17 protein-coding genes are annotated in these 21914 nt (G+C 42.7%); 6 read left to right on the forward strand and 11 right to left on the reverse strand.

The genetic code is table 11. The features are described from left to right. Window positions 1-96: 96 nt before the first annotated feature. From V7K30_RS29400 to V7K30_RS29410, 3 genes are all read left to right on the forward strand, one after another. Complete coding sequence (locus V7K30_RS29400) at window positions 97-2154, forward strand: phospholipase C (protein ID WP_335005421.1); 2058 nt, start codon at window positions 97-99, stop codon at window positions 2152-2154. A gap of 165 nt (window positions 2155-2319) precedes the next feature. Then, the gene (locus V7K30_RS29405; protein ID WP_335005422.1) at window positions 2320-3297 is read left to right on the forward strand and encodes a hypothetical protein; all 978 of its coding nucleotides are present in this window, start codon (window positions 2320-2322) and stop codon (window positions 3295-3297) included. Window positions 3298-3502: 205 nt separating this feature from the next. Further along, complete coding sequence (locus tag V7K30_RS29410) at window positions 3503-4549, forward strand: PstS family phosphate ABC transporter substrate-binding protein (RefSeq protein WP_335005424.1); 1047 nt, start codon at window positions 3503-3505, stop codon at window positions 4547-4549. A 78-nt stretch (window positions 4550-4627) separates the two neighbouring features. Here V7K30_RS29410 and V7K30_RS29415 read toward each other — a convergent pair whose 3' ends face one another. Further along, window positions 4628-5347 carry a Crp/Fnr family transcriptional regulator gene (locus V7K30_RS29415; protein WP_012412419.1) on the reverse strand — a complete coding sequence of 240 codons (720 nt, stop codon included), beginning with the start codon at window positions 5345-5347 and terminating at the stop codon, window positions 4628-4630. 524 nt (window positions 5348-5871) lie between these two features. On the opposite strand from V7K30_RS29415, the gene V7K30_RS29420 reads away from it, so the two are divergent. Beyond that, complete coding sequence (locus V7K30_RS29420; protein WP_335005426.1) at window positions 5872-6588, forward strand: DALR anticodon-binding domain-containing protein; 717 nt, start codon at window positions 5872-5874, stop codon at window positions 6586-6588. 181 nt (window positions 6589-6769) lie between these two features. On the opposite strand, the gene V7K30_RS29425 is transcribed toward V7K30_RS29420, so the two are convergent. After that, on the reverse strand, window positions 6770-7639 hold the full coding sequence (locus V7K30_RS29425) for a Cof-type HAD-IIB family hydrolase (RefSeq protein WP_335005428.1): 870 nt from the start codon (window positions 7637-7639) through the stop codon (window positions 6770-6772). A gap of 256 nt (window positions 7640-7895) precedes the next feature. Beyond that, the gene (locus V7K30_RS29430; protein ID WP_335005429.1) at window positions 7896-8603 is read right to left on the reverse strand and encodes a PEP-CTERM sorting domain-containing protein; all 708 of its coding nucleotides are present in this window, start codon (window positions 8601-8603) and stop codon (window positions 7896-7898) included. Between the two features lie 562 nt (window positions 8604-9165). Here V7K30_RS29430 and polA point away from each other — a divergent pair. Then, window positions 9166-12111: a DNA polymerase I gene (polA, locus tag V7K30_RS29435; RefSeq protein WP_335005431.1), complete on the forward strand. Its 2946-nt coding sequence runs from the start codon at window positions 9166-9168 to the stop codon at window positions 12109-12111. 185 nt (window positions 12112-12296) lie between these two features. On the opposite strand, the gene psb27 is transcribed toward polA, so the two are convergent. The 4 genes from psb27 to V7K30_RS29455 form a co-directional block, all read right to left on the reverse strand. Further along, window positions 12297-12701, reverse strand: coding sequence for a photosystem II protein Psb27 (gene psb27 / locus V7K30_RS29440; RefSeq protein WP_335005433.1), 405 nt, complete (start codon window positions 12699-12701; stop codon window positions 12297-12299). 237 nt (window positions 12702-12938) lie between these two features. Beyond that, entirely contained in the window at window positions 12939-13619 is a 681-nt protein-coding gene (locus V7K30_RS29445; protein WP_335005435.1) for a phosphatase PAP2 family protein, read from the reverse strand. Between the two features lie 142 nt (window positions 13620-13761). Next, window positions 13762-14505: a COG4705 family protein gene (locus tag V7K30_RS29450; protein ID WP_335005437.1), complete on the reverse strand. Its 744-nt coding sequence runs from the start codon at window positions 14503-14505 to the stop codon at window positions 13762-13764. A 151-nt stretch (window positions 14506-14656) separates the two neighbouring features. Continuing rightward, complete coding sequence (locus V7K30_RS29455; protein WP_335005439.1) at window positions 14657-15424, reverse strand: COG4705 family protein; 768 nt, start codon at window positions 15422-15424, stop codon at window positions 14657-14659. A gap of 408 nt (window positions 15425-15832) precedes the next feature. On the opposite strand from V7K30_RS29455, the gene V7K30_RS29460 reads away from it, so the two are divergent. Further along, window positions 15833-16327: a PepSY domain-containing protein gene (locus V7K30_RS29460; protein WP_335005441.1), complete on the forward strand. Its 495-nt coding sequence runs from the start codon at window positions 15833-15835 to the stop codon at window positions 16325-16327. Between the two features lie 23 nt (window positions 16328-16350). On the opposite strand, the gene V7K30_RS29465 is transcribed toward V7K30_RS29460, so the two are convergent. From V7K30_RS29465 to V7K30_RS29480, 4 genes are all read right to left on the reverse strand, one after another. Next, window positions 16351-17583, reverse strand: a complete 1233-nt coding sequence (locus tag V7K30_RS29465) for a sensor histidine kinase (RefSeq protein ID WP_335005443.1) — start codon at window positions 17581-17583, stop codon at window positions 16351-16353. Between the two features lie 253 nt (window positions 17584-17836). Beyond that, complete coding sequence (locus tag V7K30_RS29470; RefSeq protein ID WP_335005445.1) at window positions 17837-18511, reverse strand: response regulator transcription factor; 675 nt, start codon at window positions 18509-18511, stop codon at window positions 17837-17839. Between the two features lie 88 nt (window positions 18512-18599). After that, the gene (cofH, locus tag V7K30_RS29475; protein ID WP_335005447.1) at window positions 18600-19742 is read right to left on the reverse strand and encodes a 7,8-didemethyl-8-hydroxy-5-deazariboflavin synthase subunit CofH; all 1143 of its coding nucleotides are present in this window, start codon (window positions 19740-19742) and stop codon (window positions 18600-18602) included. A gap of 56 nt (window positions 19743-19798) precedes the next feature. Next, a complete protein-coding gene (locus tag V7K30_RS29480) occupies window positions 19799-21745 on the reverse strand; it encodes a glycosyltransferase family 39 protein (RefSeq protein WP_335005449.1) in 1947 nt (648 codons plus the stop codon). Window positions 21746-21914 lie beyond the last annotated feature (169 nt).

Consider the following 21914-nt stretch of genomic DNA (forward strand, 5'->3'; position numbering starts at 1 on the left):
ATTTTAAATCAATCAAACGCTTGCTGTATATGAATTACGAATTGTGAATTTTGCATATTGATATTACCTGGATATAAATTACCAAGGAGATGTGTTTTGAAACGATTTACAAAGTTCTATTTTGCTCTAACATTCTTGCTACTACCGTCCATGTTTCTCGGCTCGGCGATCGCAGAGGATTCCTCTCCACACGAAGGATTACCAGCAAACTCAACCGTCACAACTCAGCCAGATGCAACGCCAGACGTGACGCGATACTTAAATGATCCGCACAAGGAACCCAATCTGCCGCCGAAGTTGCTCGCGAAACTGGTTCACGAGCGGATCAAGTATGTCTTCGTAATCTTTAACGAGAACCACTCCTTCGACAACGAGTATGGCACCTTGCCCGGTGTTAACGGACTCTACTCAGATGGACAAAAGCCTCGTGACTCAAAGAAAACGCCCGGCTTCACCCAGACCTATACGGATGCTAAAGGCGAGACTGTCACGGTTCAGCCATTCCGGATCGGGTCTGAACAGAACGCCAGCGCCGTTGACAGTGTTGACCACTCGCATACCGGACTGGCAACCAAGCTCCATGTTGTGGACGGCAAGCCACAGATGGATCAGTTCGTCAACGACGAGTACACACGCTTCGCGTCCAAGGGTGGAGCCGCCAATATTGCTGAGGGCAAGCAGTTTGCCCGCCTTGTGATGTCGCACATCGACTGCGACACCATTCCGTTCTTCTGGAAGTGGGCTAGTCGCTTCACGGTCTTCGACAACATCTTTGCAACCGAAGACACGCCCTCAACCCCGAATGCGGTGGCGATGATCGCGGGGCAGTCGGGTGAAACGCAGTGGGTGAAGCACGGTGCGAGCGGCAAATCTTACAGCGTGGGCAGCCACACTGGCACGACGCAGGGTGTACCCGTGGTCAACGACCCACAGCCATTCTATGGCTCCCAGTTCGACACAACGACGAACAACAAGCAACCTGCTGGCCCGAAAGAGAGCTACGCCGATGGCAATATTTCCTCGAACCTGACCTTCGCCAGTCTACCGCTCACCTTCCAGGGGCGCAATATTCGGTCAGTTTTAGCTGGCAACAGAAATCATTCATTCGATCTAGCCGATATCCAGCAAGATATCCCCTATATCCAGAAACTCCGAACTGAGCCTGTGAATTGGCACTGGTATCAAGAAGGCTACAATCTTGAGCCGACGGATACCAACGGCATCGCTTCCCACAATGCCTATGTCACCCATCACAACGGCGCACAGTATTTCGGCTATATCGCCAACACGCCGGAGGTGAGCAAAAACCTCCGGGGGCTTGGTGACTTCTTCACCGACATCGCCAAAGATACCCTGCCCAAAGGCGGCGTGTTCTACGTGCGTGGCGGCTACACGAACCAGCAGGGTTTGAAGCCGCCGATCACAAACCCCAACACGCCGGAGGATGAGATCGCCGCGATTAATGCAGCGAAGTCGGGCGATGACGACCATCCGGGCTACAGCGATCGCCAGCTCAGTGAGGGGATGGCGGCCAGGGTGATCAACGCGATCGCCTCAAATCCAAAGCTTTGGCAGCAGAGTGCTATCATCATTACCTACGACGAGTCCGATGGCTTCTACGACCATGTGCCACCGAGGATCTTGTCCTATGGCCCTGACGGGCTGCCGCTCTCCCGTGGTGTACGTGTGCCGTTGATCCTAATCTCACCCTATGCGCGGACGCACGCCGTCTCCCACGCTGAGGGCGATCATAACTCGGTGATCGAGACGATCAACACGATCTTTGGTTTGCCCGCCCTCGCCAGCCTGCCTGATGAGGCACAGGCACTCGCTGCTGGTAACTCCCCAGAGTTCAACAAGTTCGGGCCGCCAGGATTTGAGCAGAAGTACCTCGGCCCACGGGACATCAATTCGCCAATCACCGACAGCCTGTTGTCGGGCTTCGATCCGAAGAGACTACTCGGCATCTCGCCGCCACTGCCAGCCTCATTTGCGAAGATTCCAGACAGCGTTGTGAACACACTACCGCACTACGGTGGGCAAGGCTGCCGGGCGATCGGAATCACGCCGGAGGACAAGCGCCAGGGAATAGTCAACAAAATTCCCAAGGGCTTTAACCCACTACCAAGCACTTATCCAGTGGCTAACCCTTAAAGTGCTGAGTGTTGAGTGCTGAGTGCTGAGTGTTGAGTGTTGAGTGCTGAGTGCTGAGTGTTGAGTGCTGAGTGCTGAGTGCTGAGTAAAGAAGTGAGATTCCCCACTTTTTTACTCAGTAATCTTCAAATATCCCCATTTTTCAACATTCCCTGAGGAGAGTTCATGCGCTTTGTCTTAGTCTTGCTGACTCTACTTGGTGTCTGCGGCTCGATTTCCACCGCTCAGGCGGGTTCCGTGATCAAACGTGTGAAGGAACACAATGTGGTTCGCTGTGGTAGCGTCGAGCGGACAGGTCTGGCAACTGAAACCGAGCCAGGAAGCTGGAGTGGTCTCAACGTCGATGTCTGTCGGGCGATCGCCGCCGCCGTCCTGGGATCTTCTGACCGCATCGAATATCATCAGTACGAAACGCCGAAGGACTTCGACGCTGTGCGTAACCAGCAGGACGACGTATACTTTCTCACAGGTTCGGAGATTGACGAGCAGAAGTTGGCTGGTAAACTGCTGCCTGGGCCGACTATCTTCGTAGAATCCCATGCGGTGATGGTGGCGTCCACCTCGGCTGCACACCACGTCAGCGACCTGGCCAAAGAAAGCATCTGCTTCATGATTGGCAGTTCGGTCGAGCGGAGCCTCACAGCTTACTTCGGTGCGCTCCACAAGAACTGGTTCCGTCGGCCATTCTCTGAGGATGGGGAAATGATCGATACATACAACGTGCAAAATTGCCACGCGATCGCTGGTGAAATCACGACCCTTGCAAAGATCCGCCTCGACCCTGGAGTGAACCGATTATCGAGCCGCATCCTCCCGGAGCCACTGACGACCTTTCCGGTGATTGCTGCAACCGGAACCGAGGACGCTCAGTGGTCTGCGATCGTCGCGTGGACAGTGCATACATTAATCAACGCAGAAAGATCGGAAACACCCTGGTATGCAGGCGGTGCTGGGGCGATGCCGATTTCCGCACCAGAACTCGGTTTGGATCAGGAGTGGCAACTCCGCGTTCTCAAATCTGTAGGTAACTATGGTGATATCTTTGATCGCCATCTGGGGAAAGGCTCCCTACTCCGGCTCGATCGCGGATTAAATGCGAACCATCTCCGAGGTGGACTTCTTTTAAGCCCGTTCCTTGAGTAATTTCAACTAAGCATAGAGGTGTCAGATAAAGTTTTTGGCGAAGGTATTGATGAGGAAATTTATTATACCTTGGCTTCTAAAGTAGTCAGAAGTGGGGATTTATCAGGATTCGTTAATAAAACACCCGTTCTCCAAATACAATCTCAAGTAATAAGCACCTATCAAGTTAAGCACTTGTATTGAATGGACGCGGGGGTAATTTACTATGTCCCAAAAAAATGAAATACCTATTCTTGTCTTATCCATCCTAATCACGGCCGGGCTAATAGCTGGCGGTTTTTGGTGGTTTAGTAGAAAGTCTGGTGTTGAGCTAAATACAATTAATTCTGGTAGCAACAAAACGCCCCAAGCCGGATCACAACAACCTAGTGGCAATACTTTCACCTCAGTACAGGCTGTTCCTACAGGATTATTCAATTACGGAGGCAGTACATCTTGGGCACCGATTCGACTAGTAGTTGATCCAGGAATTCAAGCGGCGCGACCAGAGTTTCGGCTGCGTTATGTAGAACCCAGCAATGCATCTCCTGGTTCCGGTACTGGCATCCAGTCGCTGATAGACGGTCAATTAGCTTTTGCCCAGTCCTCCCGACCAGTTCTAGATCAGGAGTTAAGCCGTGCCCAGCAGCGTGGGTTCAGTTTGAAACAAATTCCTGTGGCAATTGATGGTTTGGCAGTCGCAGTTAACCCCAGTCTCAACATCCCAGGAATAACGATAGACCAGTTAAAGTCAATTTACACAGGCAAAATCAATAATTGGAGCCAGGTGGGCGGCCCCAATATTCCAGTTAAGCCCTATTCCCGCCGCATTGCTGATGGCGGTACAGTCGAACTTTTTGTCCAAGACATCTTGGGTGGTCAAGCTTTCAGCTCCAATGTGGAATTTATCTCCACAACCACCCAAGCCTTGCAAAAATTGGCTGGTAGTCCTGGTAGCATCTACTACGCTTCTGCCCCAGAGGTGATTCCTCAATGCTCAATCAAACCCTTGCCGTTGGGGCGGACGCAAGGGCAATATATTGCTCCCTACCAAGAAACATTTGTCCTCCCGTCTGAATGTCCTGGTAAACGGAACAAATTGAACATTGAGGCTTTCCAATCAGGAAAATACCCGATTACTCGCAATCTGTTTGTGGTGGTCAAACAGAATGGTCAGACTGAGCAGCAAGCAGGTGTCGCTTACGCCAACTTACTGCTGAGTGAACAGGGACAGGAACTGATTAGCCAAGCTGGGTTTGTCAAAATTCGCTGACAGGAGCGATCGCCGACCGCGGGGCGTAGCTCATCGCACTCAGGCAGAGTGGCGGAAATCGCCGCTCTGAACTCTGCTTTAACCAGCTCTATTAATCGATTCTGCTGGCAAGCAAATTAGATTATCCCCTTGGGTGAGGATTAAGCCGCGTTGACGCAGCTTACCCATCAAGCGGGTGACGGTGACACGGGTCGAACCAATCGCGCTCCCAATTTGGGCATGGGTGAGGGGAAAGGGCAGACAATAGCCGCGAATCACATCAGGATCAGTGTCGCTCATTGCTGGCTCTCCATATTCCTCAATTAACAATGTGAGAAATCCTAAGAGTCGGTCAATTGTGCGGCGTTGTCCCAAGGCACTCAGCCACAGCAGCTTACGCTGGTGCTGATACCTAAAGGCATCCATAACTTCGCGACGGAAGTGAGGCCAGTTGTCTAAGTCGTGCCAGTACATCCACAACACCGCAGTTTGGTCAACATGGGCGTAGGCCTGGAGTGTAAATGGTGACTGAGCAACAATTTCAAATGGCTGTCCCGCTCCCACAAAACCCAAGAACGCTTCTTCTGGGGTTCTGTTAATTCGTCGAGACGTTAGCTGACTAGCAGTCGCACTAACTTGGGCGGTTCCTACCATGCGGATCGCACCCCTTTGCACCAAATATAGCAATCCAGGCCGGGCTGGAATGCGCTCATCTTTGCTAAAGGTACGGCAGCGGTAGTGTTCTTGAGCCCAGTCAAGAATTCGTTGCCAAGTCAAAAAAGGCCGTGATGCCTCAGAAAAGGAGGATGGAGATTGCATAGGTAACAAAGAGCGTTCGGCTGAAGACAAAGACGTGATCAAAAGGTGCAAGGAGTGTCTTTGTGTTGGCGAGGCAGGCTTAACGCCTAACAGCGCCAGCCAATCCAAAGAATAGAAAGCAAAATACTCTCTACTCTTTTGTTATACTTCCTACTGTACAATGATGGTAGTAAAGTTTACTTACTATTCATCGATTATTCATCAAATTTTATCCTCCTCTCATTTTTCTTCATCTAGATTAAATTTATCTCGCAAGATAGATGACGGAAAATTAACAAATATATTTTACATGATTATTTCAATAAAATTACGTGCATCAGAAATTACTAGTTAGCAAATATAAGTCAACAAAACAGCTAGTATACGGTTATTTAATAAAATCACTAAGCATTAATACCCAGAAAATAGAAAACGTATGCATAAAAGATGAAAAAATTACTCTATATAAAGATAGAGATGATAGTAGAGTTTTGTATATCTCAGGTGTGGCTTTACATCTGTCAAAATCTCAGAATCGAAAAGCTATGGAGCTTGCCAGTGCGATCGCCTCAGATATTTCAGGGATCTGTGGCGACGTTTTTAGCGTCCAAATAGTTCCCCCTAGTTGGATACATTTTGAATTGACTCACTCCACGTTAGCGACTTGGTTACAAAGTCTTGCAGTTGGGAGTTCAGGGGGAGCAGGAGGCAGAGGGCAGGGAGCAGAGGGAGCAAGGGGAGATGGAGATGAGGGGACAATTGATTCCCAATGCCCAATACTTCGGCTTCGCTCAGTACAAGTGCCCAATTCGTTGTTTGCTGTTCAATACGCCCATGCACGTTGCTGTTCGCTAGTGTTGCTGGCTCACCGAGAGGGATTGATTAAGCTTACAGAACCAGTTCCAAATACTAGTCCAGCTTTTTGGAGCGTTATTGCTCCGAACCCCATACCTTGGCTCAACTGTGATGGAACACTGCGACTAAATCACCCAGATGAGCGTCGTCTCATTGGCGAGTTAATACAAGTGGTAGACAACATAGAGTGCCCTGATATTAGCGGTTCTGTGAAATGGGAAAAAGTAGCGCTGAATTTGAGCCAAGCTTTTGAGAAGTTCTGGTCTAATTGCCGGATTTGGGGTGAGGTGAAAATTACTTCCCCAGAGGTAGCCCAAGCCAGACTTGGATTACTGATGGCTACTCAGTCAGTATTAAGATATGTGCTAGAGGAAAACCTGGGGGTTTTTGCGCCTTTGGAGTTATAAATCGGTAATGTCGCTTAGGCAGAAAATAAAAACTTTTATAATAGCTATTGACTCAATGCACCACCTCGGCTACATTAGCAGGTGTGTGAGGAGCGAACCAGCTAGGGCACCGAGACGAAACACGGCCAGTCGTCGGTGTCCTTTCTGATTTATATGGGTTAAGTTTGAAAACGTGTCCTCATTACAGCAAAAACTTTTCAATTGCTACTGCTGCTCCGTCTTCCTCTACACTAGGAGCTACCCACTGCGCGATCGCTTGCACTCCTGCTGGTGCGTTGCCCATAGCTACACCAAGTCCAACATACTCCAGCATTTCCAGATCATTGAAGTTATCGCCAATAGCCATAACGTTGGCTAGCTGTAATCCCAGCAACTCTTCGGCTAGGTAACGCACAGCAGTTCCCTTATTCACAGAGGCGTTAGTTGCTTCAAAAAAGGTAGCAACAGATTTTGTGAGATAAAGTTCAGCAGGCGTATATTGGCGGCGCAAATTCCCCAATAGATTGTCGATCACATCTGTGTCATCACACAAAGCGAGAATTTTTGTCGGTTCAGTTGTTAAGGTTTGACGCAAATCACCTACAGGAATGGCGATAACACCAGAACGTTCTGCATAAATTTGGGTTTCTCTAGTTAACTCACGGACGTATAGCTGATCATTGATATAAAAGTGGACAGATAGGAGCGATCGCAACTCAGGCTGTTCAAAATAGTCGATTAGCTGGTGGGCGATTTCCCTGGAAACAGCCCAATGGCGATGAAGTTTTTGGGTGATCGGGTCTTGAATCCAGGCTCCTTGATAGGCCATTAATGGCAAGATAGAACCAATATCTTGGTGAAAGCGCAAAGCTGAACGATACATTCGACCTGTAGCGATCGCCACTTGAATTCCTCTTGCTTGCGCTGCAATAATAGCTTGCTTTACAGGTTCGCTGATGGTGTTGGAGTGTCCAGCGATCGTGCCATCTATATCCAAAACTAGTAGTTTAATATCTTTTGCAGCAGCCTGATTATCTGTAGATGCCAAATGTGTAGCAGATGCTTTCTGCATAATTTCCTAGATTTTAAGTTCCAGTAAAAGGTTAACAGGCTCTAGCAACCAGTGAGCAGTAGTAGAAAAAATTGGGTTGACTAGAGAACCCAATTTCCCTACCGTGAGGATGCTGACTCACACAATTAAATTGTTAAAAATTCTGACTAATACTCCCAACAAAAAACCCCGATTTTTTCAAAAATCGGGTTTTTCATTTAAATTAGATAGCCTAACCGATAGATGGGATGGGAAAAACCTACCTATTTAAAAAAGTCTATGAATTAGACATCTTTAACCAGCTTTTTTTGCGTTGTGACAACAGGCAAAGCCCAGCAATTAAACCAATTCCAAGTGTGCTAGAAGGTTCAGGTACTGATTTCACATTATCGTAGTTATAAGTTACTTTGATCCCTGCTTTGGCAAATGTATCAACATAGGAGTTCATGTTGCCTGATCCCATAACTACTGAGTTGGCTATAGCTGAGAATAAAAAGTCTATGTTGCCATTACCAATGAAAGACTGCAAGAATTGGGTATTAGTGAAAGACTGGGTAGCAGATTGTGTGGCAGTTAAGTTAGAAACAGTCTTTCCAGAAGTGCCACCATAATCAGTGATTCCGTCAAATTTAGCAACTTTGTAACTGGAGATCCCTTCTGGATTGAGCGCAAACAGAGACTGATTATTTAGTTGTAAGCTCAGTTGACTGGCAAGATTTACTGTCGCCTGAGTGGGGGTTTTACTCCTATTTTCAAAACCTGCATTTCCAAGTATGTCCCCAGTAAATTCTATTGTTACACCTTGGAGTGTGCCTAGAGATGAATCAAATTTTTGAATGCTCAGAGGTGCATCAATGATATCTGTCAAATCATAATTACTGGCACTAGTATACGAGAGAGAAGCTGCATTAGCCGCTCCACAAGTTGCAACAATTCCTGCCAAAGTTGTAGCAGCAGCTAGAGTGTTCAATAGTTTTGTTGTCATGGATGGAAGATGCTTTTCTAAAACGAATGATTACGGGATTGCTAACTTATTTTTAACTCTGAAATTTTGGTTATAGGGTTGATAAATACACGTAAACTTGTGTAAAGTTTTCATGTTCAAATATCTTCGACAAATATACCTTTTGATTAGTATATATAAAGTTTTGTTAAGGGAAAGATGCTTTGATAGTGGTAGTCATGTGTCGAAATATTAAGCTAGTTTTTCTTGCTTCCTGAGAATTGAATTCTAGTAAGTAGGTGAACCTAATTAAACATAAAACGCTCAGGAGATAGATCCCCGACTTATCATCAGAAGTCGGGGATCTGGTTACTATCTGGTTATTATATTTATACTCACCTACTTAATTGGGCCGATATCCCTGCTAAAAGTTGGTTCTAGTTGGCTTCCGTACTCAAGCTGTAAATGCGTAGACATCACTTTGCCTAAAATCATGTGCAGGAGCAATTGGTATGCAAAAACTGCGCTATTGTCACCAAAGTCAAGCTGAACGAGCATCTAAAATTGCTAACTATGTGACAAAGCTTCTGGCTAAAATAGGGCTATGGCTGAAACTCTCACTTCTGTAACTGCAACACGCCCCACGTTCATCCTCGTAGATGGACACTCCCTGGCCTATCGTTCATATTTTGCTTTCGCCAAAGGGCGAGATGGAGGACTGCGTACCAAAGCAGGCATTCCGACCAGTATATGTTTTGGTTTTGTTAAGTGCCTGTTGGAGGTAATGGCAACACAACAGCCCCAAGCAATGGCGATCGCTTTTGATTTGGCTGAGGCCACTTTTCGCCACGAAGCTGACGAGACTTATAAAGCCGATCGCCCAGAAACGCCAGAAGACTTCATTCCCGACTTAGCAAACCTCCATGAGTTGCTCAATGGCTTCAATCTACCCTTTTTCACTGCCCCTGGTTTTGAGGCAGATGATGTTTTGGGAACCTTAGCACAGAGAGTAACTGCGGCTGGCTATAGGGTGAAGATTCTGACTGGCGATCGCGATTTATTTCAACTGATCGACTCGGACAAAGAAATCACTGTTCTGAATTTTAGTCCAGATGCCCTAAAACGCTCTACAAATAGCATCACAGAATTTGAAGCAGAACAAGTCAAAGAAAAAATGGGCGTTTTACCTTCACAAATTGTCGATTTCAAAGCTCTTTGTGGTGATAAATCAGATAATATTCCTGGAGTCAAGGGAATTGGGGAAAAGACAGCAGTGCAGCTGCTAAATACCTATGGTTCTCTTGATCATATTTATGCTGCGTTAGATGAAATTAAAGGCGCAACTCACAAAAAACTCGCAAGTGGTAAAGAAGACGCTGATAAGTCTCGCTATTTAGCAACCATAGTTTTAGATGTTCCGATAAAATTTGATTTAGAAGATTGCAAATTAAAAGGGTTTGATACAAACGTCTTATCACCAATTTTAGAAAAGTTAGAATTCAAGTCTTTTTTAGGCAAAATCAATGACCTTCAGCAACGTTTTGGTGGCAAAGTTGAAGAAAAACAAGAAGCCCAAATAGACGCAATTAATCCTAACTCAACTAAGTCAGAATTCAGCGCTGATGAAGATAATGATTTGTGGTTTTTTAGTGCTAGTGATACAGCAGCAGTTCCACAAAAATCTACTTCCCCAATTACACCACGCATCATCAATACCGAAGCAAAACTAACTGAGTTAGTGAAACTTTTGCAAACATTCACTAATCCAGAGACTCCCGTTGCTTGGGACACTGAAACCACCGATTTAGAACCAAGAGACGCTGAGTTAGTAGGAATTGGTTGCTGTTGGGGAACGGAACAAGATGAGGTAGCCTATATTCCTGTGGGGCACAAAACTGGGGAAAATTTGCATAAAGATTTCGTGCTAGAAGCATTACGCCCAATTCTTGAAAGTGCTGATTATCCCAAAGCTCTACAAAATGCCAAATTTGACCGCTTAGTTCTAAGGTGTCAAGGAATTAATTTGGCGGGAGTAGTGTTTGATACTATGCTGGCAAGTTACATTCTAAATCCAGATTCTAGCCATAATTTGATGGATTTAGGGCAGCGATATTTGGGATTGACGGCTAAAAGTTACTTAGATTTAGTTCCTAAAGGTAAAACCATCGCTGATATAGATATTACCGCCGTAGCAGATTACTGCGGTATGGATGCTTATTCTACTTTTGGTTTAGTGGCGAAATTGCGTGAGGAACTGGATAAATTTCCAGCTTTATCTAAGCTATTAGTGGAAATTGAACAGCCGCTAGAAGCAGTTTTAGCCCAAATGGAATACACAGGAGTTCGGATTAATTCAGCTTATTTAAAAGAACTTTCGCAGCATTTAGAAACTGAGTTAGCTAGGTTAAAAGAAGAAGCAACTGAAATAGCTGGAGAAAATTTTAACTTGGGTTCTCCTAAGCAATTGAGCCAAATCTTGTTTGAAAAGTTGGGGTTAAGTACCAAACATTCTCGGAAAATTCAAACGGGCTTCTCTACAGACGCAGCAACTCTGGAAAGACTCCAAGAAGATGATAATACTGGATTTGTTGAGGCGATCATTGAGTATCGCACCCTATCGAAATTAAAGTCTACTTATGTTGATGCCTTACCTGCATTGGTGCGTCCAGATACCCAGCGAGTGCATACTGATTTTAATCAAGCAGCAACATCAACTGGTAGGTTATCTTCTTCTAATCCAAATTTACAAAATATCCCTATTCGTACAGCTTTTAGTCGCCAAATTCGGAAGGCGTTTTTGCCAGAAGCTGGTTGGTTAATGGTGGCTGCTGATTATTCACAAATTGAATTGCGAATTTTGGCTCATTTGAGTCAAGAACCGATATTGGTGCAAGCATATCAACAAAATGAAGATGTTCACACTGTTACTGCAAGGTTAGTGTTTGAAAAAGAAAATATAACCTCAGAAGAACGAGGGATGGCAAAAACTATCAATTTTGGCGTGATTTATGGAATGGGTTCTCTAAGGTTTTCGCGCTCAACTGGGATAGATAAGACCATTGCCAACGAGTTCATTAAGCGATTTAATGAAAGATATCCGAAAGTATTTGCATATTTGGAGCGAGTGAAAAAAGAAGCGATCGCTCTTGGTTATGTAGAAACTATTCTCGGTCGTCGTCGTTACTTTGACTTTACTAATAACAGTTTACGCAAATTAAAAGGCAGTAACCCAGAAGATATTGATCTGAGTAAATTGAAGAATTTGGGACCTTTTGATGCAGGTTTACTACGCTCTGCTGCTAATGCACCAATTCAAGGTTCAAACGCTGATATTATCAAAATTGCAATGGTAAGACTGCATGAGATTTTGAAGAATTATCAAGCGCGTTTGTTGTTGCAAGTTCACGATGAATTAGTCTTTGAAATCCCCCCGCAGGAGTGGGAAGAATTACAACCGCAAATTAAGTCTGTGATGGAAAACGCAGTCCAGTTGAGTGTGCCGTTGTTGGTGGAGGCGCGTGTTGGTGAAAATTGGATGGAGACGAAGTAAGTTGAACTAAGCACTGGGGATTTGGACAATTACGTAAAGTATTGGCTCTTGATTCTTGATAATTGAGTAGGTAATAAGCTGTTCGACATTTAAATTGCATCAACTGGGCGGGCAAGATGCCCACCCCACAAGAGTTATGTTTAATTTGGTTATGCAAATTAGATGTTTTTTAGCTTAGTCTAAGGTTAACCTCCACGCTTCAGGGCTACTTCAACCTGCTGTAACTCCTTATCTAAACGATTTTTGAGTTTTTCGGGTACGGGACGATTTGGGTAAGAACTGTAGTGTCCAGCTAGGGAGTTGAGGGCTGTTCGCATGGTTGTAAAGGAGGCAAGACCAGAAACAGAGTTAACTCGCTGATAGCGAGCTGAAAAGTCAGTAATTTTTTGACGCGCTTCTGCTTGAACTGCTGCTTTGTCTGGTGAATCTTGTGATACATCCAGAGCTTGTCTCATAATATTGACCACAGCTAAGGTGTCTTGGCGATAATCCCCACTCAAACTATCTGGACTGCCAGAACAGCCCATTAAGCCGATAGCTACAACCAAAACCAGCGCAAGCAAACGCGACCAATAGCGCTTCATATGCATTAAGTAGAAGAATACGTAAATCAATGTCTATCGTATCTTGAATTGGTATCTTGGGGATCATTTAAGTGGGGAGTAGAGAGTGGGCAAGGCTGTCTCATTCTCTAAAAGGCGCTCATTTACAAGCATCTTGGGCAAAAAATCAGGTGATTAAAAAATCTGATTGGACAATTATCATGCAATCTCAACTCTTGGAGAGGCTTTGCCAAGAGCTTGTGAGTTAGAGTTATCTAACTTTCCCTACCTCAATTTTTGCAATTTAAGCATCGTAATACATATCATCAGCCACAAAAAACCGACTCCATAACCTGCAATTATGTCTGTAGGCCAATGGACTCCTAAATATAAGCGGCTGATACCAATAGCAGCAATTAAAATAACTGTCAAACTATAAATAACTTTGGCAAAATGAGGATAGTGAGTTGCCAACTCGTAAGCAATAAAACCATAAAGCACCATAGAACCTAGTGCATGACCACTAGGAAAACTAAAAGATTTTTCAGAAATCAACTGATGCCACAGTTCAGGGCGAGATTTAGAAAAAAACAACTTTAGCCCGGTATTTAAAATTAACCCTCCCAAGCAAGCAATTACAAAAACTTTTGCTTCTTCTCGGTAACGTCGCCACCAAAGTAACAAGAAAGTAATGCCTGCAACTATAACCACTGTATTAGGATTACCAAGATTTGTAATAAATAGGATTAAATTATCTAAATTTGGATTGGCGAACTGATGTAGCCATAACAGAAAACTAGTATCAAATGCAAAAGCTTCTCGCTCCAAAACCTCTTCAGCCAGTTTTGCTAAAACAAAAAGAATGAGCAGACAACTAGCAAGTCCAACAATACCAATTGTGGCAATTAAGGGCGCTAAACGAGGATGTATATGACGCAACCAGAAATTAGAAATTTGTCGGAGCATACTTTAATTTCATTCATCGTTAGAAGGCGTAAGCACGATTAGTCTTCTCTGCTTTAGAGTTATGAACAGGATACAAACTCCAACTATTGACACAAGAACTATAGATGAGCCGATAGTACCAAAATCGAGATGCTTAAACGCATCACTCAATTGGGTGACGTACTTTTTTCTCCTTTCGCACGGAAAAAAATAGGACAACCGCCAGCAGGATAAAGGCGATCGCTGAAGCATATTCCCTTGGCAGTGATAGACCGCCACTTTTGATTGGTTTGGTCAGAAAATCTCCGAAGGTGGCTCCGAAGGGACGTGTGAAGATGAACGCGAGCCAGAATAGCAGGATATCGCTCAACTTTGTTACGTAGTGAAGGGCAATGACAACACCAATGACGCTGGCTGTCACAAATGCGCCCTGGATATAGCTTAGTCCCAAGTTGCTTGTCAGAAAGTCACCAAAGGCTGTTCCCAAACTGTTGGAGAACACGACAGCCAGCCAATAAGTGGTTTCTGCATCTTTCCTGATGATCGGATAAACGCTCAGATCGCGATCGCGGTAGTACCAGATGCTAAGAACGCTCAGAAGACCGGCTACCAGAATAAGCGATCCCACTGCGTAGCCCAGCCCAAAAGATCGATCCATCAAGTCTGAAACTTCGGTTCCAGCTGTAGTTGTAGCGATGATCGCCGTCCAATAAAGGGCTGGACGATATCTGTCGGATTGAATTTGAAAAAACAGGAGAATAGCCAGAATGGTGAACGTTATGGCAAAGGCTACGTAATAGCCCAGTCCAAGAGACATTGAGATGAAGTCACCTGCCGTTTCGCCAAGCGTCGTGGCGATGATCTTCATGATCCAGAAGAAAATTGTGACTTTTGCAACTTTGTTCATTTCTTTTTCACAATAAAAAATAGTAAGTCATCCTAGAGAATGCTGACTGTTGCTGTGATCGCTTTGCTCGCAGCAAGCATCGCAAATTACCACTAAATTACTAGGTCATAAACAGAGAAATGCCCAAGTTGAGAAGGCGAACAATCGCTAATTAGTCTTGTCGGTCAATCGGCAGTAAGGCTGGCTTCTTCTGCTTAAGGCTTAAGTAAATAACCAGGCTTACGATTATAGAGAGAAAAAGCATACTGGTTCCGACCGTACCAAAACCGAAGCCTCCATTTATAGGAGATTGAGATAGTAAATCACCCATAGATGCTCCAAGCGGACGAGTCAAGATGTAAGCTAACCAGAATGCCAAAACTGCATTCATGCGGAAGTAATAATAAGCGATCGCTATAATTGCAATTGAAGCGCCAAATATTAGTGCAGATTGTGCATAACCCAGTCCCAAAGACTCTGCTAATAGGTCTCCTGTTGCAGTGCCCAAGGCAAACGTAAACAAAACAGCCACCCAATAAAAAAGCTCTCTTTTAGCTGTATTTATGGAGTGCATGGCTAATGTCTTTTCGTTGGAATACCAGAGCGCAAAAACTACCAGCAAGGAAATACTAAAAATTACAGTAGTTGTCACCAAACTAACTCCAAGTTCGTCTACCAATCTATCAGTGATCAGTGTGCCAACGATACTTATCAAAACGACTACAAACCAAAAACTTGCTGGAACATAGTGTTTAAGCTTAAATTGATTCAACAGCGCAATCAGTAACACGCCGCTCATAATGTAGGATGTAACGCCTAAACCAAGGTGCAGGGTTGCTGATAAAAAATCTGCTGCGGTTTCACCTACCGTAGTTGCCAGAACCTTAATAATCCAGAAGTAAATTGTAACCTCTGGAACCCTGTTTAACATCTTATTCATAATCTTTCTCCTTCTTGATTTTTCTGTAGAAGTGAGATTACATCACATCTTAAAGTTAGCTGCGTTGTCAGAAATTACTGAGTGATTGTACTTTACACAGCAAAAGTCAAGAAATAGTCAAGATTTGATTTAAAACGGAATTTTCTCAGAATATAGGCACTAAAAATATAGCGGTTCTCAGTTGAGTGAAGTACAAGAACCCCACCCCCAACCCCCTCCCCGCAAGCGAGGGAGAGGGCTATGATGTACTTCATGTCATTAGGAAATGCTATAGCTGAAATATCTACTTAAAAGTTAATTTCACCATTTGATATTTAATTTATTGAACTCAAACTAATCTTGACTATTTCTTGACTTTTATTACCTACCATGAAAATACAAACTCAGACTTGAAGGGATTTTACAAGTATGAAAACTTCAACAAAAATCATTTTTGCAGCAGCTTTTGTTGGTACTTTGGGATTTGCTGGATTGTCGAGGGTTGTGTCTGCAAAACAACCACAATCTTTCGTAGGAATTGCGCGTCAGGATCATAGCGCTACCCAAGTTGCTGAAGCTAGTGATGGTGACGGTGAAACCGAAGGCGATGCACAAGAACAGCAAGAAGCAGCAAAACTGCAACCGCTAGCTAAAATTACAGCAAAACAAGCACAGCAAGCAGCTGAAACATCTGTGGGAGGTAAAGCCAAAAGTATCAAACTCGAAAACGAAGATGGCAACTTAATTTATGCTGTAGAAATTGGTCAGCAAGAAGTTACAGTAGATGGTGGTAATGGCAAAGTTCTCTATGTTGAAAATGCCAATCAACAAGATGAGAAGGATGAAGCCACTCACCCCAAGAGTAGTATTCAAGTTAAAGAAAGTAGTGATGGCGATCGCGAAACCAATGATGATGGCAAATAACCAGGAAACTTAAAATCACATTGTCAAGAAGTTGATAAACGCACAGTAAAACAACTACCAACTCCTAATTGACTTGTAATACTAATTAATCCACCATGATTTTGAGCAATGGCTTGAGCGATCGCTAGCCCTAAACCAGAACCACCTGACCAATAAGAACGAGACTGATCTGCTCGCCAAAAACGCTCAAAAACCTTGTCGATATACTCTGGTGCAATTCCCACGCCCGTATCTTGCACACTTACATAGACATGGGAACCGACACGACTAGTTTTAATTTCAACTACGCCTCCTGATGGTGTATAGTAAAGTGCATTTTCAACTAAATTAGTAAACAGTCGGGTTAATTGAACTGAATCACCTATTAGCTGAAGATTTGCAATTAATTGAAATTTTAAGTTAATTTGCTTGGCTTCAGCTTGAGGTTTATACAGTTGTATTAGGTTCTCTAATATTGACGTTAAATTGAGACTATCCTTATTCTGAGTCGGAACTTTATCGGTACGTGCCAAGAACAGTAAGTCTTCTGTGAGGCGAGTCATTTGGTTAGTAGCGCTAGCGATCGCCTGAAACTTTTCTGCATCTTTTGGCCCGATTTCTTCTGGATATTCTAACGGCAACTCAGCATTAATTTTGATTGCCATTAACGGACTGCGTAGTTCGTGGGAAGCATCAGCAGTAAACTGTTTGAGCCTTTCAAAACTCTCTTCAATGGGTTGCATTGCTTGACGAGTTAGTAAAATTCCGCCAATACTACTAAGAACCAAAGTTATAATAATCCCGCCGCCTAATCCCCAGTCCAGTTTTTGGAGGGTTTCATCAAATTCTTCTAAAGATTGACTCACCCTCACATAGCCAACTAGCTTACCATTATCGCTCTTGATAATTGGTACAGTCACTGCTCGAATAGGAATTTTGCCAATCTGAACTTGTACTATTTTGTTTGGTAACAAGGGTAAAGTTAAAACAGTTTGTCCTTGTTGGCTAATCAAATTTCCCTGAGTATCAAACCACTGTAATGCTTGATGATAAGCAATTAAGTCTTGTGGACGAAAGTCACTTTCAATCGTCAGGCGACCTTTTTCAAACTCTACATTTGCAGCCGCACCTTTCCCTATGGCTGTGAGTTTATCTGTGATTTGTTCAGTCAGACTGCGAGTGAAAGCAAATCGGACTGCGATCGCAAATATTCCCAGCAGTGATGCAAACACCACTAAGTAAGACAACAATAAACGATATCTGATTCTTTGAAACACATTATTTTCTACTATTAAATTGTTAATTATTAAATTAAAAATTGACTAACATTCAATACGCTTGGGTTAAGGCTAATTGTAGGTTGGGTTGAGGGACGAAACCCAACAAAGTACCGAAAATGTTGGGTTTCGTCCCTCAACCCAACCTACGCAGGTTTTGGTTTTTGACTTTAACCCAAGCGTATTGAGTTTTATGGCTCTTTCTAAATACCCGTTACAAAACTGAGTTACAAATTACGAATTACGAATTATTCTACTTGTGTCCTAAACGATAACCAATGCCATAGATATTTTCAATTAATTCCTCTGAACTTCCAGATGCTCTAAGTTTATTCCGCAAATTTGTAATATGAGTTTTAATACTTCCTTCTCCCGAAGATTTATCAAAGTCCCACAGTTTATTAAGAATTACAGAACGAGTCACAACTTGATTTGGGTTTATCAAAAAATATTCTAATATCAGATATTCTTTAGGAGTTAATGATATTATATTTCCTTTATAAGTAACTTCTTGAGTTGCTGGGTCTAGTTGCAAATCACCGTGGATTAAAATCTGGGGACGAATATCTGGAGTTCTTCGAGCTAAAGCCCTGATGCGTGCTGCTAACTCTTTTAAGTCAAATGGCTTAACCAAGTAATCATCAGCACCAGCATCGAGTCCGATAATTTTATCGCCTGTTGTATCTCGTGCCGTCAGCATTAAAATCAGAAGATTAGATGAAGCATCGCGTAAACGCTTACATAGAGTAATTCCATCTAATTTAGGAAGCATTAAATCTAATAAAATTAGCTCATATAATCCTGATTGCGACCATTGCCAAGCTTCTAACCCATCGGTTGTTATATCCACAATATGGTGTTGTCGTCTTAAAAACTCGGCTAATGGCTTCGCAATGCGATCATCATCTTCAACTATCAAAATTCTCATAATGCTCCACCTCTAAATTATCCACAGAGTAAAGAGATTAAAGAGGAATTTTTCACCAAAATTTTTACCCACCTTGAAAGCGCTACTCTTAAATCCTAACTTTTTGATAAAGAGTATCCCGTTGTTGGTAAGGTCTTTCTAAAGAAGCGATCGCAGCTTGCAAAGTTTCCACTTCCATACACGTACCACCCAAAGCACCTGCCATTGTGGTAATATGTTCTTCCATTAATGTGCCACCGATATCGTTGCAACCCCAAACTAAGGCTTCCGTTGCACCAGCAAGCCCCAGTTTTACCCAACTCTGCTGATGGTTGGGAATCCAATTACCTAAGTAAATCCGCGCCACAGCCCCTAGCAGCAGTGCATCGTTTAAAATTGGTTGATCGCGTCCGACACGACGACGTAAGGATTTGGGCGCTTCTTGTCCAACGAATGGTAATAAAATAAACTCTGTGATCTTTGCTGGGTATCCCTGATTGATGGCGGTTTTTTGGAGCGATCGCAATTTTTCTAAATGTCCAATTTGCTGCTCGTGGGTTTCAATATGCCCAGATAACATCGTGCTAGTGGTATGCAAGCCTAATTTGTGAGCGGTGCTGACAATTTCTAGCCAAGTCGCTGTGTCAATCTTCTCTGGACACAATATCCGCCTAACTTCATCGTCTAACACTTCAGCTGCTGTTCCCGGCATTGAGCCAACACCAGCATCGCGCAAAGCAATAATTACATCAGCATATTCAAGTCCGTCAAGTCTGGCGATAAATTCCACTTCCTGGGGAGAGAAAGCATGTAAATGTATCTGAGGAAATTCCTGTTTGATGGTTTCCACTACCTTGAGATAGTAGGGCAAAGATTTGCCATTTATCTGCGCTTGTGGATTTAATCCCCCCTGCATACAAATTTCCGTCGCACCCCGTTGCACCGCATCTGTCGCTTTTTCCAAAATTTGCGCCGAATCTAACCAGTATGCACCGACATCACCATTATCTCGACGGAAAGCACAAAAACTACAGTGCTGCTCACAAATATTAGTAAAGTTGATATTACGATTAATTACATAAGTAACCGTATCCCCGGCTTGAGTGTGGCGGAGTGTGTCGGATGTAACACGTATTGCTGCGATCGCCTCTGGCTCAGTTTGTTGTAACAATACCACTCCCTCTTCGGGAGATAAGTCATATCCCATCAAGGCACGGTCAAGAATTTTTTCAACAGCAATTTTTGTCAGCATTACTTTCTTAATTTCTCAGTAAATTTTAATTTTATGATCTTGGAAATTATAAAATTCTACTTAATAAATACACCAAGTTCTGGAGAATCCCATGAGCGAACATAAATTTTACCTTGAAAATTAATCTCTTGAGATTTTTTTTGTTTACTTTTTTTAGTTTCCATTGAAATAATCCCACAAGGCTGAAAATCTTTATAGGAATCCTCTTTTTCTAAAATCGCCGAAATATTAGTCACATTAATATGTTGAATTTTAACTATTTTTTGATTATTTTGCTGCAAAAGTACCCACAATGGGTATTCCCAAGGATCATTTCCCATTGATAGACCAATATTCGAGCATTTTTTTGAATTTAAAAACTCAACTGCTCCTGTATAAGTAGTTTTTAGGTATGGTCTATTACTGAAATACTGCTCGATTCTACTGGCTTGGAATATATTGTTGCTATCAATAATAGGTCTATACCTGTTAAAAAATACCCAAGGTAATGATGAAACAAGCAAAAGCATGACTATAATAATTGCAATTTTTCGCTTTTTAAGCTTAGATAACACAACACCTACAAATGGAGAAATTAGTACAAAAAAAGGCAAATGCAGACGACTATTCCAAGCTTGCCATTTTACCAAGTAGCAAAATATCAAAAATGTAGAGACGGTAGTAATCAAATAATCAAAAATATAACTTTTTTTCCGAATAGATTTTCGAGTTATAAAAATAGTAATGCATATCATTATAAGTGCTAGATGTACTAAATTACCCGCACTATTTTCATTACCAGGTATCCCGATTGTTGACCAACCTCCTGGGACAAAGAATGTTTTTGAGAAAGTTATCCGAGGGTCATTTACATCCACACCAATAAATATATGGATAATTTTAATTAATTTATTTGCTATTCCATTCCATAAACCAATCGGTGTGCCTATATGCAAAGCAATATTTCTCAGAATATTAGAAACAAGTATATTAATACCGAATACTTCATTGCTATACCCAGATGGCTCTCCTAGTGGCGAAGCGAATAAATTATAATTGCGTAAATAGTGACCAGCATTAATCAATAAAGATATACTTCCTACTATCAAAGCTGGCTTCCATGCTTGCCAGCGTAAACGTTTAATCTGGGATAAAGCAAACCAAATTAAAAAGGGAAATACATAAAAATAAGCACTTCCCTTGCTCAAAATAGCTAGTCCTGTGCTACTACCAATATTAAATGAATTCGTCAAAATCTCGCTTTTTTCTGCTTGTAACGTTGATAGCAAGTAGTAAGCAAGACAAACTACCCAAAATGCAATTACATAATCATTTTGAGTGCTTGATGCTTGCAAGATTCCCATAGGAATTGTTGCAGTGACAACAGCAGAGAAAACCTGACCTCGTAAATCTGCTCCGAGTTGTTTGGCAATTAATGATACTCCAATAATGCAGCCAATCATACTCAACCATTGAACTAAGTTAGCGAAGTAGTCACCACCACTCAAAATTTGAAAATGCAAAATCACGAACTCTGACCAAGGGTTTTGATATAGTTGTGGAGTATAACTTGTGGGATAATGGGCAACGCTATGATTTTGTATCCAATAAGCAACACGACTCATGTGATAGTCCATAGAATCCCAGTTATTGGGTGGTGCGATGATGGCAATTAATCCAACTGTCGCTACAACGAAACCTACGCCACATAACAATAAATTTATGGAGGATATGATTTTAAAATTTTTATTTACTTGAGAAGAGTGATTTTGCTCTAAAGTCTTAGTTTTTTGGGAATTTAGCCGAAAGTATATATAAATTAATATGATCCATGTCAATCCCCAAGTTCCTAATATCCAGCCAAAAGTAATTAGTTTGAAAAGACTCAAAAATTCGGTGATTCCAGTCAGTAAAATTCCCCAGTAAGTAGATGCTAATATCAGCGATTCACGCCAATCGGTACGATTTTTATTAATTAACAAAAAAATAGCAATTAAAGAAATGAGAGGCAAAATTATAAACATAATACTAGTTGTTATTCTGGATATTTAAAAACTAGAATCATCAAAATCACTAAACCATAGTGTACTACAAGCGCACGGCGTACTGCCAAATTGATGAAACTAAGTAAGTAAATCGGCGCTAATATTTCAAGCTATGTTAAGGAATTTAAATGCAGGGTGTGTTGTCGCC

The organism is Nostoc sp. (assembly GCF_036917655.1).
Classification (GTDB): Bacteria; Cyanobacteriota; Cyanobacteriia; order Cyanobacteriales; family Nostocaceae; genus Nostoc.

Excerpts from the sequence above, each read along its gene's own strand:
- V7K30_RS29405 (WP_335005422.1), top strand. The coding sequence starts at position 2,320 with ATGCGCTTTGTCTTAGTCTTGCTGACTCTACTTGGTGTCTGCGGCTCG.
- V7K30_RS29410 (WP_335005424.1), top strand. The coding sequence starts at position 3,503 with ATGTCCCAAAAAAATGAAATACCTATTCTTGTCTTATCCATCCTAATC.
- V7K30_RS29415 (WP_012412419.1), bottom strand. The coding sequence starts at position 5,347 with ATGCAATCTCCATCCTCCTTTTCTGAGGCATCACGGCCTTTTTTGACT.
- V7K30_RS29420 (WP_335005426.1), top strand. The coding sequence starts at position 5,872 with ATGGAGCTTGCCAGTGCGATCGCCTCAGATATTTCAGGGATCTGTGGC.
- V7K30_RS29425 (WP_335005428.1), bottom strand. The coding sequence starts at position 7,639 with ATGCAGAAAGCATCTGCTACACATTTGGCATCTACAGATAATCAGGCT.
- V7K30_RS29430 (WP_335005429.1), bottom strand. The coding sequence starts at position 8,603 with ATGACAACAAAACTATTGAACACTCTAGCTGCTGCTACAACTTTGGCA.
- polA (WP_335005431.1), top strand. The coding sequence starts at position 9,166 with ATGGCTGAAACTCTCACTTCTGTAACTGCAACACGCCCCACGTTCATC.
- psb27 (WP_335005433.1), bottom strand. The coding sequence starts at position 12,701 with ATGCATATGAAGCGCTATTGGTCGCGTTTGCTTGCGCTGGTTTTGGTT.
- V7K30_RS29445 (WP_335005435.1), bottom strand. The coding sequence starts at position 13,619 with ATGCTCCGACAAATTTCTAATTTCTGGTTGCGTCATATACATCCTCGT.
- V7K30_RS29450 (WP_335005437.1), bottom strand. The coding sequence starts at position 14,505 with ATGAACAAAGTTGCAAAAGTCACAATTTTCTTCTGGATCATGAAGATC.
- V7K30_RS29455 (WP_335005439.1), bottom strand. The coding sequence starts at position 15,424 with ATGAATAAGATGTTAAACAGGGTTCCAGAGGTTACAATTTACTTCTGG.
- V7K30_RS29460 (WP_335005441.1), top strand. The coding sequence starts at position 15,833 with ATGAAAACTTCAACAAAAATCATTTTTGCAGCAGCTTTTGTTGGTACT.
- V7K30_RS29470 (WP_335005445.1), bottom strand. The coding sequence starts at position 18,511 with ATGAGAATTTTGATAGTTGAAGATGATGATCGCATTGCGAAGCCATTA.
- cofH (WP_335005447.1), bottom strand. The coding sequence starts at position 19,742 with ATGCTGACAAAAATTGCTGTTGAAAAAATTCTTGACCGTGCCTTGATG.
- V7K30_RS29480 (WP_335005449.1), bottom strand. The coding sequence starts at position 21,745 with ATGTTTATAATTTTGCCTCTCATTTCTTTAATTGCTATTTTTTTGTTA.